Here is an 18238-nt window from a genome sequence, read left to right as displayed (position 1 = left end):
CGGCTAGTATGCTCCCGCCCCACGGATCACCGCTGACCACGTCTTCCACAGGATCTGGATGTCCAATGTCAGCGACCAGTTTTCCACGTACCGCAGATCCAGACGGACCGATTCCTCCCAGGAGAGGTCGGAACGGCCGCTGACCTGCCACAGGCCCGTCATCCCCGGTTTGACCACCAGCCGACGGCGGACGTCGTGCCCGTACTGGGCGACCTCCTCCGGCAGCGGGGGCCTCGGGCCGACGAGCGACATCTCACCGCGCACCACGTTGACGAGCTGGGGAAGCTCGTCGAGCGAGTAGCGGCGCAGCCACGCCCCCACGGACGTGACCCTGGGGTCCCTACGCATCTTGAAGAGCACTCCGTCGTGCTCGTTCCGGGCTCGGAGGATCGCCTTGAGGGCGTCCGCTCCGACCACCATCGTACGGAACTTGTACACGGTGAACTCGGTGCCACCCCGGCCCACGCGCGTCTGCCGGAAGAAGACGGGTCCGCCGCCCTCCGAGCGGATCAGGACGCTCAGGACGAGGAAGAGGGGCGAGAGCAGCGCCAGCGCCAGTGCGGCGGCGCAGCGGTCGAAGGCGCCCTTGACCACGCGGCGGGTGCCCTCCAGCTCGGGGTGTTCCACGTGCAGCAGGGGCAGGCCCGCCACGGGACGGATGGTGGTGCGGGGCCCGGCCACCTCCATGAGGGCGGAGGCCACGGTGAGGTCGGTACCGGTCTTCTCCAGCTCCCAGGCGAGGCGGCGCAGTTCCACCCCGTCCATCTCCGGGCAGGCCAGGACCGCGACCGTGTCGGCGCCGACCAGCGCGGCGGCGTCGGCGGCGTCGGTGAAGGAGCCCAGGACCGGGCAGCCCTCCACCTCGGTGACGTCGGACTCGTGCGAGGGCAGGCACACGCCCACCACGCGCATGCCGTGGTAGATCTCGTCGCGGAACCGCCGGATGAGGTCGCTCGCCGAGACGCTGTAGCCGACGACCACGACCCCGCTCATACAGGCTCCGGAGCGGCGCCGCCGGTGCAGCGCCTTGCGGCGCGCGTAGCGCAGGCCCAGGGAGAGCAGGACGATCAGCGGGAGTGCGATCAGCACGTAGCCGCGCGCGAGGTCGAACTTGACGGCGTAGGCGCCGACCGCCACGGTCGCGGCCAGGATCGCACCGGCGACCGCGACCCTGCGGTACTCCTCGGTGCCGACCCCCAGGAACCGCCGTTCGTATCCGCCGCCGAGCCGGACGAAGACGACCCAGACAGGTGGCAGGACCAGGGAGAGCAGCAGGTAGGGCGTGGTGGTTCCGGCCAGGAGGGCGTCGTGGAAGCGGACCGCGCTCCCGGCCAGGGTCGCCACGAGGGCGGCGGTCAGGTCCAGCGCGACCAGGCCGAGGACGTAGGGACGGAGCCAGGTCTCGGCCCGGGGCCCGGTGTTGACCGGGATCCGCCGGATCCCCCGGACCGGCGTGCCCGGCCGCGGCCGGTGCTCCCGTCGCGGCGCGGAGGACTGTCCCTGGACGGTCCCACTGGTTGTGACCACGTTTCCCCCAAGACCACTTAAGGCTGCGAATGCTCACCATGGGTGACCACCCCTGGGCGCGCGCCGACGGCGCGAAGGTCAGGGATGAATGTCTCTCCGGGCACAGAACGGCTGCCGTCAACCCGAACAGTAACCAAAAGTAGTCGAAAAGTCGCTCTGAGTGTCGGCCTGTTGGGGAAGAAGTCCCGTTCCCACCAAGAATGTGTCTCCCCCGAGACCGTCCGGGGTCGATTTAAGGGGACACGGCGGGTCCGGAATCTGTCATGACCGAAACCCTGAGCTGAACGTGACCGACTCAGGCGAGCGCGGGATCCATCACGGCGGCCAGCCTGAGGTGGGGCTCCGCCTCCCCGTGCCGCCCCATCCGCTGGAGGGTGCGACCCAGCAGCAGGTGCGCGTAGGCGTCGTCGGCCGTCTCCCCCAACAGCGCCTCCAGGACACCCCGCGCCCGGTTGAGCTGCGCGGACCGGTAGTAGGCGCGGGCGGCCAGGAACCGGACGCCGCGGTCCCCCGCGTGTCCCTCCATCAGCGGCCGGAGCAGTTCGAGCGACCCCAGCGGGTCGCTCCGCTCCAGCAGGGACTCCGCGCGGCGCAGACGAAGGACCTCCTCCGGCAGATCCCTCGGCGTCCGTCGGGAGGCCTCGGCCAGGAAGTCGCGGATCACCCCGGCCTCGTGCGCCCCGGCCAGGGAGGTGCCGTTCGCGACGAAGGTGGGCGAGGTGCGCACCCCGTCGGCGCGCCCCGTGAGCAGCAGTTCCCGGACCGTCTCCTCGCCGCCGCCCGCCGCCAGCAGCGCGGGGCCCCGGGGGAAACCGGCGGCGACGGCCACCTCCTCCAGCACCCGGGCGTCGGAGATGTCCCGGGCCGCCACGAAGTGGGCGCGCATGACCCCCTCCGCCACGGCGTCCTGGAGCACGGGTCCGCCCTCCTCCTCCGCCAGCGCGATGAGCCGCTGGGCGTCGTGGCTGCTCGCACGCCAGGCGGCGCCCCAGCGATCGGCCGACCCCTCGGCGCGGGCGATCCCGGCGACCCGGTCCCGGTTCTGGGCCGGGGTCAGGTGCGGGGCGCAGGCCCGCAGGGCCGCGTCCAGTCGGGGGTCGCGCACCACCTCGGCCAGGGGTTCGGCCACGGCGGGCGCCGACGGGTCGATGCGGTAGGGGCGCCACACGACCTCGGTCCCGGCGTCAGCGAGTTCGAGGCGCCGTCGGCCGATGTAGGCCCAGGGGCAGACCACGTCCGCCCAGATCTCCACTCTCATGCCGTCAACATAAACGACACCTGTTGATTAAGCAACAGGTGTTGTTTTATCCCGTAGACTCGGAGGATGAACCCGGACGACCCCCGCGTGCGGCGCACCCGCGACCGCCTGCGCGCCACACTGCTGTCCCTGGCCTCCGAGCAGGAGCTCGACTCCCTCACGATGGCCGCCGTCGCGCGCCGCGCGGAGGTCAACCGCGCCACGGTCTACCAGCACTACGCGGACCTCGACTCCCTGGTCGCGGACGCCATGGAGGACGCGGTCTCCCACGTCTCCCGCTGCGCCGAACTGTGTCCCCTGGACGCGCCGCGCGAACGCGCGCCGGAACCGCTGGAGGAGTTGTTCGCGCACGTGGCCGACCACGCCGTGCTCTACCGCAGGATGTTCTCCGAACGGGGCGGGGCCCGCCTCAGCAACCGCCTGCGCGACCGGATCACCGAGGTGCTGACGGCGCGCTTCGCCGAGGGGGCCCGACCGCCCGGGTACGACGACGTCCCCGCGGCGTTCCACGCCGCCTACCTGGCGGGGGCCCTGGTCGGGGCGATCGCCCACGCGGCCGCGGGCGCGGGGTCCCCCGGTGACGACGCCCTGGCCACCTGGCGCCTGCTGCGCGGATGACCGGGCACGCGGATCAGGCCGCGGTGTGGAAGATGTTCTGCGCCCGGCCCAGACCGTCCCTGAGGATGGTCCGCACCGCGTCGGCGGCCCGCTCCACGTTCAGATCCAGCTCGGGAGCCTCGGTCGAGGAGAAGTCGCGCAGCACGTAGGCGGCCGGGTCCATCCGCCCGGGTGGACGGCCCACGCCGAACCGGACCCGCAGGTAGTCCGGGCCGGACAGGGAGGCGGTGGCGGACTTCAGCCCGTTGTGGCCGCCGGACCCGCCGCCCTTCTTGAGCTTGAGGGCCCCGAAGTCGATGTCCATCTCGTCGTGCACGACGATGATCCGCTCCATGGGGACCTTGTAGAACTTCGCCAACCCGGAGATCGGCCCGCCGGACACGTTCATGAAGGTGCGCGGCTTCGCCAGGACCACGGGGGCGCCCTCGATCCGGGTCTCCACGACCTCGGCGTGCGCCTTGTGGACCTTCCAGCGCTCACCCTTCTCGGCGGCCAGGGCGTCCACCACCATGAACCCGGCGTTGTGCCGGTTGCCCGCGTACTTGGGGCCCGGGTTGCCCAACCCGACCACCAACCAGCGCTCCGCCTCGGCCATGTCCTCGCCGTCCCCGCTCTTCCGGATACCCAACATGCTCAACACTCTCCACATGCCGACCGACACTATCGGCACCCGAACCGCACCCCCACACGCCGAACGCGCGGCCCCCGGATCGGGGACCGCGCGTTCTGGGCTGTGTGGTGCGGGACCGCGCCTACTCGGCGACGGCCTCCTCACCGGCGGCCTCGGTGCTGGTCTCCGGCTCCTCCTCCACGCGCGGCGCGGAGACGGTGAGCAGGATCGACTCGGGGTCGGTGACCAGGGAAACGCCCGAGGGCAGCTTCAGGTCGGCGGCGGTCGGGGTGGTGCCGACCTCCAGGCCGTTGATGTCGAACTCGACACCATCGGGGATGTGGGTGGCCTCGGCCTCCACGGTCACGGTGACGAGCTCCTGGTTGAGCACGCCGGGAGCCTTGACCTCACCGGTGAGGGAGACGCTGATCTCGACCTCGACCTTCTCGCCCTTGGAGACGACGAGCAGGTCGACGTGCTCCAGGAAGCCCTTGATGGCGTCGCGCTGCACGCTCTTGGGGAGGGCAAGGTTGTCCTTGTCCAGGCCGTCGAGGCGAATCAGGACGTTCGGGGTCTTCAGGGCGAGCATGAGCTCGTGGCCCGGCAGGTTCAGGTGGCGGGGCTCGGTGCCGTGGCCGTAGAGGACGGCCGGCACCTTACCCGCGCGGCGGGCGCGACGGGAGGCGCCCTTGCCGAATTCCGTGCGGGGCTCGGCAGCGATACGTACCTCGGACACGACAAAACTCCTCGGGTTCAACCCCGCAGCACGGGGAACACGACTCCAGTAGTACGAACGATTCTCGCCCTCGGCGAAGAATTGCGACGGGGTCACCCAGCTCGCTGAGGACTCGACCGCCCTGGTTCCAGGCGTGCCCGGCGAGCCGTCACCGGACCCGTCCGGCCCGGGAACGCTCGTCGCGCACCCCTGCCCGCGTTGATCCCGGGCGGAGACACAAAAGGAATCCACCCGGACACGGGGACACTCGGCCAAGTCTACTGTCTCTGGTGACGACTCCGTACATGGCCCGTCCAGGTCCGGCCGGAGGGCACCCGCGCCCGGCGCGGGTGCCGACGACGACGCTGGTCGAACAGGCTCGTGACCGAACCTAGTCGAACAGGCTCGTGACCGAACCGTCGGTGAAGACCTCGTTGATCGCGCGGGCGACCAGCGGCGCGATCGAGAGCTGCGTGAGCTTCTCGAAGGCGCGCTCCTCGGGGACGGGGAGCGTGTTGGTGATGACCACCTCGGAGATGCGCGAGTTCTGGAGCCGCTCGGCGGCCGGGCCGGACAGCACACCGTGCGTGGCCGCGACCAGGACCTTCTTGGCGCCCTGCTCGAAGAGGGCCTCGGAGGCCTTCACGATGGTGCCGCCGGTGTCGATCATGTCGTCGACCAGGACGCACACGCGGTCCTTGACCTCACCGACGACCTCGTGGACCTTCACCTGGTTGGCGACGTCCGGGTCACGGCGCTTGTGGATGATGGCCAGGGGAGCGCCCAGGCGGTCCGCCCAGCGGTCGGCGGTGCGCACGCGGCCGGCGTCCGGGGAGACCACGGTGATCTCCGCGTGGTCGACCTGGCTGGCGATGTGGTCGGCCAGGATCGGCAGCGCGAAGAGGTGGTCCACCGGGCCGTCGAAGAAGCCCTGGATCTGGTCGGTGTGCAGGTCCACCGCCATCATCCGGTCCGCCCCCGCGGTCCGGAACAGGTCGGTGACCAGGCGCGAGGAGATGGGCTCGCGGCCCCGGTGCTTCTTGTCCTGGCGGGCGTAGCCCAGGATCGGGGTGACCACGGTGATCCGCTTGGCGGAGGCGCGCTTGAGCGCGTCCACCATGATCAGCTGCTCCATGATCGACTCGTTGACCGGGTCGGCGTGGCTCTGGATGACGAACGCGTCACTGCCGCGCACCGACTCCAGGTACCGCATGAAGATCTCGCCGTTGGCGAAGGTGTCGAACCGGGTGGGGACCACCTCTATCCCCAGCTCCTTCGCCACCTCCTCGGCCAGGGCCGGGTGCGTACGCCCCGAGAACAGCATCAGTTGTTTCTGGCCGGTGGCCTTCATGCCGGTCACGTGTTTCTCCCCCACAGTCACTGCTTGTTCGCGGCGTCGGCTCTGTGCCGTTCCGCCTGCTCCGCCGCCTCGGCGGGCGGAGTTCCCGGACGCTTGCGCCGCGTCCAGCCCTCGACGTTACGCTGCCGGTGTCCTTCGGAGATCGCCAGGGCACCGGGCGGGACATCGTCGCGGACCACGGTCCCGGCCCCGGAGTAGGCTCCGTCGCCCACGGTCACGGGAGCGACGATGGTGTTGTCGCTGCCGATGCGGACGTGGTCACCGATGGTGCTCCGGGACTTGTTGACCCCGTCGTAGTTGACGAACACCGAGGAGCAGCCGATGTTGCTGCCCACGCCGATGTCCGCGTCCCCGACGTAGGTCAGGTGCGGGATCTTCGAGCCGGTGCCGACGTTCGAGTTCTTGACCTCGACGAAGGCTCCGGCCTTGGTCCGCTCGGCCAGGCGGGTGCCCGGCCGCAGGTAGGTGTAGGGGCCGACGGTGGCCCAGGGGCCGATCTCCGCCCCGTCCGCGGTGGTCTCGCGGACCTTCGCGCCGTCACCGACGAGGGTGTCGCGCAGGTCGGCGCCGGGGCCCACCTCGGCGTCCTCACCGATCCGCGTGGTGCCGTAGAGGCGGCTGTTCGGGTGGACCACGGTGTCCGCGCCAATGCTGACCTGGGCGTCCACCCAGGTCGTCGCGGGGTCGACGATGGTCACGCCGGACAGCATGTGCCCGGTCAGGAGACGGTCGTTCAGGACGCGGCGCGCCTCGGAGAGCTGCACCCGGTTGTTGACGCCCTGGACCTCGTTCCAGTCCTCGGCGCTCCAGGCGTCCACCCGGTGCCCGTCGCCGCGGAGCAGGCCCACCGCGTCGGTGATGTACTCCTCGCCCTTGGCGTTGTCCGTGGACAGGCGCTGGACGACCTTGTTCAGGAGGGCGCCGTCGAAGGCGTACATCCCGGAGTTGATCTCGTCGACGAGGTGCTGTTCGGGCGTGGCGTCGGCGTGCTCGACGATCTCCGTGAAGGAGCCGTCGGCGTCGCGCACGATGCGCCCGTAGCCGTGGGGGTCGGGGACGCGGGCGGACAGCACGGTGACCGCGTTGCCCTCCTTCTCGTGCGCCGCGACCAGCGACGCGAGCGTCTCGCCGCGCAGCAGGGGCGTGTCCCCGCAGGTCAGGACGACGGTCCCGGAGAGTTCGACGCCCTGGGCGGCCAGGTCCTCGACCGCCATGCGCACGGCGTGGCCGGTGCCGTTCTGTTCCTCCTGCACCGCCGTGACGGCTTCGGGGGCGACCTCGGCCAGGTGGGCTCGCACCTGGTCCCGGGCGTGGCCCACGACCACCACCGTGTTGCCGGGATCGAGTTCTCTGGACGCGTGGAGCACGTGGCCGAGCATGCTGCGGCCGTTGAGTTCGTGAAGGACCTTGGGAAGCTTCGACTTCATTCGGGTGCCCTCACCCGCCGCGAGGATGATCACGGCAGCCGGACGGTTCACGCTCACTGGAGGAGACCCCTCGTGATAGCTGGCATATGAACGTCGGCTCACCCTTCGGCGGCGCGACCCGCATGCCGCGCGGGCGGCCGTCGGATGACCAGCGGCCGACATGGGAAGGATACATGTGTGTCACCGGCACACATCAGGCACGTGAGGGCGCAGCGCGCGCGGCGCCCGGCGGACGCCCGCAGGAGCGGGCCAGCCGGACGCCGGTGTGAGTTGTGCCGCCGTCCCTCTCCCGTGCCCGGCACGGGGTGCGTCCCGTCCCCTCGGAGGGGCGGTCGCGCGACGGCGGGAGTTGCTCCCGGACCAGGGCTCGAACCTGGACGATGGGGACCAAAACCCCAGATGCTGCCGATTACATCATCCGGGAACGCTCCGGACGCTCGTCCGGACGCTCGACACCAACATAGCGCCTCCACCCGGGGGCTTGCCAAACCTACGGGGTCGTAGGTTACGGTTACGTAGGAATAGGTTGGGCCGTCCCGCCGGGTGCACCGCACCCGTGACGCCGTCCCGACCGGCGACGACGTTCTCCGTGACGAGGTGCAAGACCCATGACCGCCGCTCCCGAGGTGCCGACCGAAGGCGCCGAGAAGCCCACCGGGACCGCCACCGACGCTCCCAAGCGCGAGGCGATCCCCGAGTACGAGCCCGAACTGCGGGGCAAGGCCGAGCGCTACACCGTCTTCGCCTTCGTGTTCGTGCCCCTGATCGCGCTGCTCGCCGCGGTGCCCTTCTTCTGGGGCTGGGGCCTGTCGCTGCTCGACATCGCCATCGCCGCGGTCTTCTACGTGATCAGCGGCCTGGGCATCACCGTCGGCTTCCACCGCCACTTCACCCACGGCTCCTTCAAGGCCAAGCGCCCGCTGCGGATCGCGCTGGCGATCGCGGGCTCCATGGCCATCGAGGGCAGCGTCATCAAGTGGGTGGCCGACCACCGCCGCCACCACAAGTACGCGGACGCCGAGGGCGACCCGCACTCGCCGTGGCGCTTCGGGGACGACTGGAAGTCCGTGGCCAAGGGCATGTACTACGCCCACATGGCGTGGATGTACCTCGACGAGAAGAAGACCTCGCCGCGCCGCTTCACCCCGGACCTGCTCAAGGACAAGGACGTCGTCCTCGTCGACAAGCTGTTCCTGCCGATCGTGCTCTTCTCGCTCTTCGCCCCCGCCGTCATCGGCGGCCTGGTCACCATGTCCGTCTGGGGCGCGGTCACCGCGTTCTTCTGGGCGAGCCTGGTCCGCGTCGCGCTGCTGCACCACGTGACCTGGTCGATCAACTCCATCTGCCACACCATCGGCGAGGAGAACTTCGAGGTCCGCGACCGCTCCCGCAACGTGTGGTGGCTGGCCATCCCGTCCTTCGGTGAGTCCTGGCACAACCTGCACCACGCCGACCCGACCTGCGCCCGCCACGGTGTGCTCAAGGGCCAGATCGACATCTCCGCCCGGGTCATCTGGGCGTTCGAGAAGTTCGGCTGGGCCACCAAGGTGCGCTGGCCCAACAACGAACGACTCGCTGCCAAGCGGGTCAAGGTCTAGGATCAGTAACCATCATGGGAGCAGCCGACAGCGAGCAGAGGACCCGAGTGCGCCGCAAGCGCATGACGGGCAAGGAGCGTCGGCAACAGCTGTTGGAGATCGGCCGGGAGCTGTTCGCCGAACGCGGGTTCGACGCGACCTCCGTTGAGGAGATCGCCGCGCGGGCCGGGGTGTCCAAGCCCGTGGTCTACGAGCACTTCGGTGGCAAAGAGGGCATCTACGCCGTCGTCGTCGACCGGGAGATGCGCACGCTCCTGGAGATGATGGGCGAGGCCCTCACCGCCGACCACGCCCGAAGCAAGATCGAGAAGGCGGCCCTGGCCCTGCTGCGCTACGTCGAGGAGGACAGCGTGGGGTTCCGGGTGCTCACCCGCGACTCGCACGTGGCCTCCGGGACCGGCAGTTTCGCGAGCCTGATCAACGACATCGCCAGCCAGGTCGAGCACATCATGGCGGACGAGTTCTCCGAACGCGGCTACGACCCGGCGCTCGCCCCGATGTACGCGCAGGCCCTGGTTGGTATGTGGGCGCTGACCGGCCAGTGGTGGCTGGAGGTGCGCAAGCCCAAGCGTGAGGTGGTGGCGGCGCACCTGGTCAACCTGGCCTGGAACGGGCTGTCCGCGCTGGAGTCCAAGCCGAGACTGGACACACGCCGCAAGCGTTGACCGTGGCCCCGGCCGCGGGAGAGTCACCAGTGGGGCGGGTATTCGTATACCCGCCCCACTATCTTGATGTCAAGAGATATGCTGGTGCCATGCGCGATGAGGTGGATGGGCTGATCGAGGCGTGGCGCTCCGAGCGGCCGGACGTGGACGTGACACCCCTGGAGGTGTTCAGCCGGGTTTCCCGGCTCGCCCGCCACCTCGACCGTGCCCGCCGCACCGTCTTCACCGAGCACGCCCTGGAGCCCTGGGAGTTCGACGTCCTGGCCGAGCTCCGCCGCTCCGGCCCGCCCTACGAGCTCAGCCCCGGGCGCCTGCTGCGGGCCACCCTGGTCACCTCCGGAACCATGACCAACCGCGTGGACCGGCTGGCCGCCGCCGAACTCGTGCGCCGCCGCCCCGACCCCGCCGACAAGCGCGGCGTGCTGGTCCGGCTCACCGCGAGGGGCGCCGAGCGGATCGACGCCGCCCTGGCCTCACTCCTCAGCTACGAGGAGACCCTTCTGGCCCCGATGCCCGCCGCCGAGCGCGAACAGCTGGCATCGTTACTGAGAAGCCTTCTCGCGCCCCTCGACAGGAGCCCGTCCGGCCCGCAGGGGTGAGGACGCGGCAGGGGCGCGCCGTCACGGGCCCTGGTTGGAGAGCACGTTGAGAATCCGTTGGATGGCCGCCGTCGCCGCGACCCTCGTCGTCGTCGGCTGCTCGGGTGAGGACGCGGGAGAACCCGCCCCGGCGCCGAACCACTACCTGTCCCTGGGCGACTCGCTGACCGTGGGCGTGCAGCCGGACGAGCAGGGGCGGACCCGGGAGACCCCGGAGGGGTACACCGACGTCCTCTACCGCTCGCTGAAGGACACCGACTCCACGCTCCGGCACGAGCGCATGGGCTGCGGCGGGGAGGACACCACGACCTTCGTCGGCGGCGGCATCCCCGGGTGCGACGACCGTTACGAGGAGGGGTCCCAGCTCGACCAGGCCGAGGACTTCCTTCGGGAGCACGGCGACGCGGTCGGCCTGGTCACCCTCACCATCGGCGGCAACAACTTCACCGGCTGCGTCGAGGGCGTCCACGAGGAGGCGCTCGGCATCGACGGGATCAGCGTCGACGAGGCCTGCGTGACGGACGGCCTGGAGCGCCTGGAGACCGAGGTGCCGGTGATCGCGGAGCGCCTGGTCGATGCGGCCGACCCGGGCACGCGGATCGTCGGGATGACCTACTACAACCCGTTCCTGGCCCTCGCCCTCCTGGAGGACCCCGACACGGCGGGCGACGCGAGCCTGTCCACCCGGACGGCGGAGATCCTCGACCGGGTGAACGCGTCGCTGACCGCCTCCTACGAGGCGGCCGGGATCGACGTGGCCGACGTGGACACCGCCTTCGACGGCTCCGACACCGAGGTCCCCGCCGACAGCGCCACGGGCATGCCGGTCAACCTCCAGCGGATCTGCGACCTCACCTGGATGTGCGACACCGCCCGGGGCCCGGACATCCACACCAACCTCGCCGGCGCCCAGGCCATCGCCGAGGCCTTCCAGGCCCGGATCCGCTAGGACACGGAGCCGCTTCGACCACCCATGAACTCGATGAAACTCCTCCACCGGACGGGACCGGCCCTGTCCTTGGCCCTGCTTCTCTCCTCGTGCGCGCTCACGGACGACCAGGCGGAGCCGCCGCCAGAGGCGAAGGAGTCCTTCGTCCCCTACAGCTGGGTCTCCGCGACCCTTGAGCACAGGATCGTCCTGCGACTGGTCGAGGAGGAGTTCCTGGAGAGCATCGAGGACTACGTCGACTGCGGAACGGGTTGAGCGGTCAGGCGCCCTCGGGCAGGGACCGCTCGATGAGCTCCACGATCTCGGGGGCGTCCGGCACGGTGGCGGGGCGGAACCGGTGCACCTGGCCGTCGGGGAGCACCAGGAACTTCTCGAAGTTCCACTTCACCCGCCCGGCATTGCCCTCCGCGTCGGGGGCGTTGGTGAGCTCGGCGTAAAGGGGGTGCTGGCCCCGTCCGTTGACCTTCACCTTCTCGGTCATCGGGAAGGTCACCCCCCACGTCATGGAGCAGTACTCCGCGATCTTCTCCTCGCCGCCGAACTCCTGGAGGAACTGGTTGCTGGGGAGGCCGATCACGGTGAACCCCCGGTCCTCGTAGCGCTTCTGGAGCTCCTCCAGCGCGCCGTACTGCGGGGTGAGCCCGCAGCGGGACGCCACGTTCACCACCAGGCGCACCTTCCCGGACCACTCACCGAAGGTGGTCTCCCGGCCGTCGATCATGGTCACCGGGATCTCGTCCAGGCCAGCCATGGCGTCTCCTCCTGAGTTCGGAACCGTACGGGCAGCCTACTGCCGGTAGAGGGCGACCAGCAGGCCGTGGCGCGGTTGGTCGTCGTCGGCCTCCTCCGTCTCCGAGACCAGGGCGAGGAGCGTGTCCTGGAGCCGCCCGGCCTGCTCCGGGGTGAGCCGCAGGTGGCGCAGGGCCAGCAGCGGGTCGTCCGGTGCGGCGGCGAACTCCTCGGAGACCGCCCGGAGCATCGCGGCGGCCGGACCGGGTCGGGCGTCCGCGATCTCGACGCCGCCCGACGTGCGCCGGTAGTACTGCTCGGTGCCACCCCGCACCCGCCTGCTCTCGGAGGCTTCCACCATCCCGGCGGCGAGGAGCGGCTTGAGGTGGTGGGAGACGTTGCCCTTGCGGGTGTCCAGGGTCTGGGCGAGCTGGCTGACGGTCGCGGGCCGCTCCCCGAGGACGAACAGCATCCGCTGGCGGAGCGGGTGCGCCAGCGCCTTGAACTGCTCCGGGGAGGAGATCGGCTGGGGGTCGTCGTTCATGACCTCAAGGGTCAAGAACTCTTGACGCTTTGTCAAGCCGCGTGCTCTACTAAGCGCCCCCACCCCCCATCCCAGGAGCACCATGGACCCCGACCTGATCGACGAGCTGGTCACCGAGTCCGGCCGCCTCGTGGCCCGGAACTACGTCTTCCCCGAACTCGCCGAGCGGCTGCGGCGGCTCCTCGCCGAGCGGCACGCCTCGGGCCACTACCGCCGGGCGGACGGCCCCGCCTCACTGGCGGAGCTGCTCACCGCCGACCTCCAGTCCCTGAACGGGGACCCGCACCTGCGTCTCCAGCACCACGAGGACGAGATCCCCGACCTGCCCGACGACTCGGGGCTGATCGAGGTCATGGCCCGCGAGGCGCGGGAACGGTGCGGCGGGGTCGCCCGGGTCGAGCGGCTGGACGGCGGTACGGCCCTCCTGGAGCTGCGGCCGCTGCTGTATCCGATGTCGATGGCGGCGGCCCAGCTGACGGCGGCGCTGCGGCTGGTCGCGGAGGCGGACGCACTCGTCATCGACCTGCGGCGCAACCGGGGCGGTGACCCCGCGACGGTGGCGTTCGTCTGCAGCCACCTGTTCGACGAGCCCACCCACCTGCACACGATGTACTTCGGTGACGGCGGGGCACCCCGGCAGTCCTGGACGCACGCGGTGGCCGGGCCCGTGTTCGGCGGCCGCAAGCCGCTGGCGGTGCTGACCGCCTCCGACACCTTCTCCGGCGCCGAGGAGCTCGCCTACGACCTGCAACAGCACGGGCGGGCCACGGTCGTGGGCGAGCGCACCAGGGGCGGCGCCCACCCGCGCGAGGGCTTCCGGCTCCACCCCCACCTGGAACTGGCGGTGCCGACCGGCCGTCCGGTCCATCCGGTCACCGACACCAACTGGGAGGGCACCGGGGTGCTGCCGGACCTGCCGTCGGGCGCCGAGGGCGCCCTGGCGGCGGCCCTGGCCCACCTGTCGCGCTGAGCGGTCAGTCCCCGATCAGCTCGGCCTGCTCCAGCCAGACCATCTCCAGCTCCTCCTTCTCGGAGGCGAGGGTGCGGGCCTCGGCGTCGAGGTCCGCGAGCCGGGTGTAGTCCTCGGCGGCCGCCGCCATCTGCTCGTGGAGCTGTTCCTCGCGCTTGGCGATCTTGTCCATCCGCCGTTCGACGCGCTGCATCTCCTTCTGGGCGGCGCGGCGCTCGGCCTGGGACACGGCGGGGGCGGCGGCGGGCGCCTGGACGGCGGTCTCGGAGGCGCCCAGGGGCACGGTGACCTCGCCCGCGCTGGCCTCCCGGCGCTCCAGGTACTCGTCCACGCCTCCGGGCAGGAACGCCAGGCTCCCGTCGCCCATCAGGGCGAGCACGCGGTCGGTGATCCGCTCCAGGAAGTACCGGTCGTGGCTGACCAGGACGAGGGAGCCCGGCCAGCCGTCGAGGAGGTCCTCCAGCTCGGTCAGGGTCTCGATGTCGAGGTCGTTGGTGGGCTCGTCCAGCAGCAGCACGTTGGGCTCGTCCATGAGCAGGCGCAGCAGCTGGAGGCGGCGCTTCTCACCGCCGGACAGGTCACCGATCGGCGTCCACTGGCGCTCGCCCCGGAAGCCGAACTTCTCCAGCATCTGGCTGGCGGTGTAGTCGCGCTTGCCGATGGTGATGTGCTCGCGCACGTCCATGACGGCCTGGAGCGGGCGCGCGGTGGGGTCGAGTTCCGCGACGTTCTGGGACAGGTGCGCCAGCTTCACGGTCCGGCCGGTGCGCACCGTTCCGGAGTCGGGCTCGCGCTCCTCGGCGAGGATCTTCAGGAGGGTGGACTTGCCCGCGCCGTTCACGCCGACCAGACCGACCCGGTCACCGGGGCCCAGCTGCCAGGTGAGCTCGTCCAGGAGCGTGCGGTCGGGGATGGAGACCGAGACCTTCTTGAGGTCGATGACGGTCTTGCCTAGCCGCGAACTGGCGAAGCGGACCAGCTCCACGGAGTCGCGCGCCGGCGGCTCGTTCGCGATGAGCTGGTTGGCGGCCTCGATGCGGAACTTGGGCTTGGAGGTGCGCGCGGGCGCTCCCCTGCGCAGCCAGGCCAGTTCCTTGCGCATGAGGTTCTGGCGGCGGTCCTCCTCGGCGGCGGCCTGGCGGTCCCGCTCGGCCTTGGCCAGCACGTAGGCGGCGTACCCGCCCTCGTACCTCTCGACGGCGCCGCGCCCGACCTCCCAGGTGCGGGTGGTGACGGCGTCCAGGAACCACCGGTCGTGGGTCACGACCACGAGGGACTCCGGACGGCCGCGCAGGTGCTCGGCCAGCCACGCGATGCCCTCGATGTCGAGGTGGTTGGTGGGCTCGTCCAGGATGATGAGGTCGTGGTCGTCCACCAGCAGCCGCGCCAGCCCGGAGCGGCGGCGCTCGCCGCCGGACAGCCCGGACATGGGCACGTCCAGGTCCCAGCCGCCGAGCAGGCCACGGAGGATGTCGCGGATGCGCGCGTCCCCCGCCCACTCGTGCTCGGCCCGTCCGCCCAGCACGAACTCACCGACGGTGCTGTCGGGGAAGACGTCCCGCTGGTGCAGGAAGCCGACCCGCAGCCCCCGGTTGTGCACGACCCGACCGGAGTCGGGCTCGGTCCGCCCGGCGAGCACGGAGATCATCGTGGACTTGCCGCCGCCGTTGCGGCCGACCACCCCGATGCGTTCGCCCTCGTCCACGCCAAGGGACACCTTGTCGAGGAGTACGAGCGGCCCGTAGGCCAGGGACACGTCCTGAAGGTTGACCAGATTCGTCATCCCTTCCATTGTGCTGCCCCCGCGACGGTGAACGGACCGGCTGACCGCCAGGAACGACACTTTTCGCTTCTCGGCCCATTTCGCCACCGATCGCCGCACGGAAGGGCTACTCTTCTGCCCTGTCCTCGGCACCCCCGCTTGCGAGCCACCCCCCGGAGGCCCGCATCGCAGGACGGCGTGAACCGAAAGGGGAGCCCATGCGCTCCGTCCGTGCCGCCGTCGCGGCCGTACTCCTCACCGCGTTCCTCGTACCCGTACCGGCGCACGCCGCGTCCACCACGGGTGCCCTGATGATCACCCACGTGCGGCCCAACGCCGCCGGGGCCGACGTGAAGAACAACAAGCAGACCAACCTCAACGGCGAGTACTTCGTCGTGAAGAACGTGTCGAAGAAGACCGTCGACCTCCGGGGCCACGTCCCGGACATCACCTCGAACACCTACGGCCGGGCGCTGCCCTCGTACAACCTTCCGGCCGGGGCCGTCGTCCACGTGCACACCGGCTCCGGGAGGAACCACAGGGACGCCAAGGGCACGCACCACGTCTACCGGGGCTACGCGCGCCACGTGCTGCCCAACGACGGCACCGGGCGCAACCCCGACCTCCGGCTGAAGAAGCCGGGCAGCAAGGACGACAACAAGGCCGCGGGCACGTTGAGCAGCTGCAACTGGGGCAAGGCGGCGGACGGGAGAACGTACGCCTGCTAGGTCGTGTTTTTTGGATCATTCCGCGCTCGCGACCACCAGGCTGCCTCTCACTGCGCCGATGAAGCTCGGACAGCCAAACCCGGGCGGGCCCCCGCTGTGCGACACTGCGGAGCTTGCGTAGCAGCGCACAGTAGGGGCGACGGCCGCTCGCATCGATGGCGGCTCCGCCGCCACCAGCGAAAGCATCCAAAAAACACGACCTAGATCGTTGATGTGAAAAGTGTGTGCCCTGGTCAGTGGTCGTAAGCGATCAGCGACCGCTTGACCGGGGCGCCGATCAGCCAGTTGTGCCAGATCACCGCGTTCAGCGCGCAGACGCGCTGGCACACCCTGGCCCAGAGCCCTTCGGTCGTACGAGCTTGGTGGCGTTCCAACCCGAGTTGGTTCTTCAACGTCCAGATCACCGCCTCGATCCGCTGACGCAACCACCCCGGGAAAGCGTGGTCGGGCTCGTCCTTGCGCGAGGGGCGGACCAGAACGTGACCCAGACCAGCGGCGGCCTTCTCGATCCCGGCCCCGGCGAACCCTTTGTCGCACACGATCGGCACCGGCCCCGGCCCGGGGGCGCAGCCCTGCACGTGGAGCAGGTGCAGCGCCTGCTTGCGCTCGTCCAGCTCCTTGGGATGGGCCAGGGAGAACGCGCACACCGACCCCTCGGCAGTGGTGATCAGCATGAGCTTGGCGCCCCAGTAGAACGCGTGGTGGGACTGGTCCATCCCATAGCCAGCGATCTCGCCCAGGCCGGAGCGGTTGACCGTCACTCGTGAGGCACCGCAGCGCACCGGGGTGCCATCCATCAACCGCAGTTTCTCGTGCCAGGTAGGTGCGACTCGGGCGAGCCACCGAGCTGCTTGGAGCAGGGCCGGGGCCGTCGCACGCAGGTGGCGGTTGTACTCGGACTGGCTGGGCAGACGCGGGAAGAGATGGCCGATGCGTGCTGGTGCGGCGCGCATCCAGTGCCGCTCGGAATCATGGCGCAGCAGGACCTGGGCGATGGCCACACAGACCAGTTCGGCGTCAGTGAGCAGGCGGGGCCGCCCCGCCCGTCGGGGTCGGTTCGCTGAAGGGAGCACCTCATCGTCCAGATGGACGTAGAGTGCTGTCAGAAGGGCGTCAAGGTCTTTGGTCACACTCTGATCCTTGACGCCCTTCGTCATGCCCGCAGCAGGTTCAGCGATTTCCCATCAACGATCTAGGGCGTGTCCGGCGGACACGCCCTGGGGCGGGACGCCCGGGGCCGCACCACGCGAGGCCCCGGGCGGGTCCACTACACCAGGAAGAACTCCCGGGCGGACTTGGCGATCCCCTCGACGTCCAGACCGTGGAGCCGGTCGTGGTCGGCGGCGGTGCCGTAGGCGCGGACCTCCGCGCGGCGGGACACGCCCAGGGACATCTGGCGGTGGCGGCGGTCGGCCAGGGCCTCGGACACCTCGTGGGCGGAGGTCCCCTTCAGGTAGGGCTCCACGATCAGCACGTCGGCGTTGCCCGCCGCCCCGGTGAGCGAGCTGAGGCCCTCGTGGTCGAAGGGGCGGACGGTGGAGGTGTGGGCGACGGTGACGTCGAGGCCCGCGGTGGCCTCCAGCACCCGGTCCAGCATGGGCCCGACCGCCACCACCACCCCGGCGGAGCGGGAGGAGCCCGTGCGCAGCACGTTCAGGCGGGGGCCGACGGGCAGCGCGGCCTTGTTGGTCTGGGCGGACAGCCGCAGGTACACGAGGTCGTCCCCGGGCACCGCCCTCTCCATCATGGTCCGCACCTCGTCGGGGTGGCCCGGCACGTGCACGGTCCAGCCCGGCAGGGTGTCCAGGAGCGCCACGTCCTCGGGCGCCTGGTGGGTGCGGCCCTCGGCCGAGGCGTCGTGGGAGGCGCCGATGCTCACCAGGATCGCGCCGGCGTCCTGGTGCGCGAGGGAGATCTTGATCTGCTCGAAGGGGCGCTCGACCAGGAACGGCGTGTAGCTGTGCACGATGGGGCGCATACCGGAGAGCGCGAGGCCGCCGGCGACGCCGATCATCGCCTGTTCGCGGATACCGAGGTCGATCACGCGCCCCGGGTGGCGGGTGGCGGCGCGGCGGAACATGTCCGCGGAGATGGCCGCGAGGACCAGCGCGACCCGGGGGTCGCGGTCGAGTGCCTCGTGGGTGGCGGCGGCGAAGGTGTCACGCATGACCTGGCTCGC

The 18238-nt window shown here is 70.6% G+C and carries 19 protein-coding genes; 8 read left to right on the top strand and 11 right to left on the bottom strand.

Annotated features, from left to right (window positions below; translation table 11 throughout):
- Nucleotides 1–3: 3 nt before the first annotated feature.
- Nucleotides 4–1527, bottom strand: coding sequence for a sugar transferase (locus AC0VYL_RS03910; protein WP_475459282.1), 1524 nt, complete (start codon nt 1525–1527; stop codon nt 4–6).
- Between the two features lie 295 nt (nt 1528–1822).
- Nucleotides 1823–2785 carry a DsbA family oxidoreductase gene (locus tag AC0VYL_RS03905; protein WP_475482349.1) on the bottom strand — a complete coding sequence of 321 codons (963 nt, stop codon included), beginning with the start codon at nt 2783–2785 and terminating at the stop codon, nt 1823–1825.
- Nucleotides 2786–2851: 66 nt separating this feature from the next.
- On the opposite strand from AC0VYL_RS03905, the gene AC0VYL_RS03900 reads away from it, so the two are divergent.
- On the top strand, nt 2852–3403 hold the full coding sequence (locus AC0VYL_RS03900; RefSeq protein WP_475482348.1) for a TetR/AcrR family transcriptional regulator: 552 nt from the start codon (nt 2852–2854) through the stop codon (nt 3401–3403).
- Between the two features lie 13 nt (nt 3404–3416).
- Here the strand turns inward: AC0VYL_RS03900 and pth are convergent, their stop codons facing one another.
- From pth to glmU, 4 genes are all read right to left on the bottom strand, one after another.
- Nucleotides 3417–4052, bottom strand: a complete 636-nt coding sequence (pth, locus tag AC0VYL_RS03895; RefSeq protein WP_475459275.1) for an aminoacyl-tRNA hydrolase — start codon at nt 4050–4052, stop codon at nt 3417–3419.
- Nucleotides 4053–4155: 103 nt separating this feature from the next.
- Nucleotides 4156–4749 (bottom strand): 50S ribosomal protein L25/general stress protein Ctc, encoded by a 594-nt coding sequence (locus tag AC0VYL_RS03890; protein ID WP_475459273.1) that lies wholly within the window; start codon nt 4747–4749, stop codon nt 4156–4158.
- Between the two features lie 370 nt (nt 4750–5119).
- A complete protein-coding gene (locus AC0VYL_RS03885; RefSeq protein ID WP_378742186.1) occupies nt 5120–6088 on the bottom strand; it encodes a ribose-phosphate diphosphokinase in 969 nt (322 codons plus the stop codon).
- Nucleotides 6089–6105: 17 nt separating this feature from the next.
- Complete coding sequence (glmU, locus tag AC0VYL_RS03880; protein WP_475459270.1) at nt 6106–7572, bottom strand: bifunctional UDP-N-acetylglucosamine diphosphorylase/glucosamine-1-phosphate N-acetyltransferase GlmU; 1467 nt, start codon at nt 7570–7572, stop codon at nt 6106–6108.
- 551 nt (nt 7573–8123) lie between these two features.
- Here glmU and AC0VYL_RS03875 point away from each other — a divergent pair.
- From AC0VYL_RS03875 to AC0VYL_RS03855, 5 genes are all read left to right on the top strand, one after another.
- Nucleotides 8124–9113 (top strand): acyl-CoA desaturase, encoded by a 990-nt coding sequence (locus tag AC0VYL_RS03875; RefSeq protein WP_475459268.1) that lies wholly within the window; start codon nt 8124–8126, stop codon nt 9111–9113.
- Between the two features lie 14 nt (nt 9114–9127).
- A complete protein-coding gene (locus tag AC0VYL_RS03870; protein ID WP_475459267.1) occupies nt 9128–9778 on the top strand; it encodes a TetR family transcriptional regulator in 651 nt (216 codons plus the stop codon).
- A gap of 89 nt (nt 9779–9867) precedes the next feature.
- A complete protein-coding gene (locus AC0VYL_RS03865; protein ID WP_475459265.1) occupies nt 9868–10377 on the top strand; it encodes a MarR family winged helix-turn-helix transcriptional regulator in 510 nt (169 codons plus the stop codon).
- Between the two features lie 61 nt (nt 10378–10438).
- Nucleotides 10439–11326: a GDSL-type esterase/lipase family protein gene (locus AC0VYL_RS03860; RefSeq protein ID WP_475482347.1), complete on the top strand. Its 888-nt coding sequence runs from the start codon at nt 10439–10441 to the stop codon at nt 11324–11326.
- Between the two features lie 33 nt (nt 11327–11359).
- On the top strand, nt 11360–11581 hold the full coding sequence (locus AC0VYL_RS03855) for a hypothetical protein (protein ID WP_475482346.1): 222 nt from the start codon (nt 11360–11362) through the stop codon (nt 11579–11581).
- A 4-nt stretch (nt 11582–11585) separates the two neighbouring features.
- On the opposite strand, the gene AC0VYL_RS03850 is transcribed toward AC0VYL_RS03855, so the two are convergent.
- Complete coding sequence (locus tag AC0VYL_RS03850) at nt 11586–12077, bottom strand: glutathione peroxidase (protein ID WP_475482345.1); 492 nt, start codon at nt 12075–12077, stop codon at nt 11586–11588.
- Nucleotides 12078–12113: 36 nt separating this feature from the next.
- Nucleotides 12114–12599, bottom strand: a complete 486-nt coding sequence (locus AC0VYL_RS03845) for an ArsR/SmtB family transcription factor (protein ID WP_475482344.1) — start codon at nt 12597–12599, stop codon at nt 12114–12116.
- 82 nt (nt 12600–12681) lie between these two features.
- On the opposite strand from AC0VYL_RS03845, the gene AC0VYL_RS03840 reads away from it, so the two are divergent.
- A complete protein-coding gene (locus AC0VYL_RS03840; RefSeq protein ID WP_475482343.1) occupies nt 12682–13569 on the top strand; it encodes a S41 family peptidase in 888 nt (295 codons plus the stop codon).
- Nucleotides 13570–13573: 4 nt separating this feature from the next.
- On the opposite strand, the gene AC0VYL_RS03835 is transcribed toward AC0VYL_RS03840, so the two are convergent.
- Nucleotides 13574–15352 (bottom strand): ABC-F family ATP-binding cassette domain-containing protein, encoded by a 1779-nt coding sequence (locus AC0VYL_RS03835; protein ID WP_475482342.1) that lies wholly within the window; start codon nt 15350–15352, stop codon nt 13574–13576.
- A 197-nt stretch (nt 15353–15549) separates the two neighbouring features.
- Between AC0VYL_RS03835 and AC0VYL_RS03830 the strand changes: the two genes are divergently transcribed.
- Nucleotides 15550–16059, top strand: coding sequence for a lamin tail domain-containing protein (locus tag AC0VYL_RS03830; RefSeq protein WP_475459250.1), 510 nt, complete (start codon nt 15550–15552; stop codon nt 16057–16059).
- A gap of 233 nt (nt 16060–16292) precedes the next feature.
- Here the strand turns inward: AC0VYL_RS03830 and AC0VYL_RS03825 are convergent, their stop codons facing one another.
- Nucleotides 16293–17189 (bottom strand): transposase, encoded by an 897-nt coding sequence (locus AC0VYL_RS03825; protein ID WP_475453480.1) that lies wholly within the window; start codon nt 17187–17189, stop codon nt 16293–16295.
- 137 nt (nt 17190–17326) lie between these two features.
- Nucleotides 17327–18226: a transketolase family protein gene (locus AC0VYL_RS03820; protein WP_475482341.1), complete on the bottom strand. Its 900-nt coding sequence runs from the start codon at nt 18224–18226 to the stop codon at nt 17327–17329.
- Nucleotides 18227–18238 lie beyond the last annotated feature (12 nt).

The sequence above is a fragment of the Nocardiopsis sp. iso_238 genome (assembly GCF_056173325.1).
The sequence above is the reverse complement of the archived record's forward strand: the minus strand, read 5'-3'. Positions and strand labels throughout refer to the sequence as shown.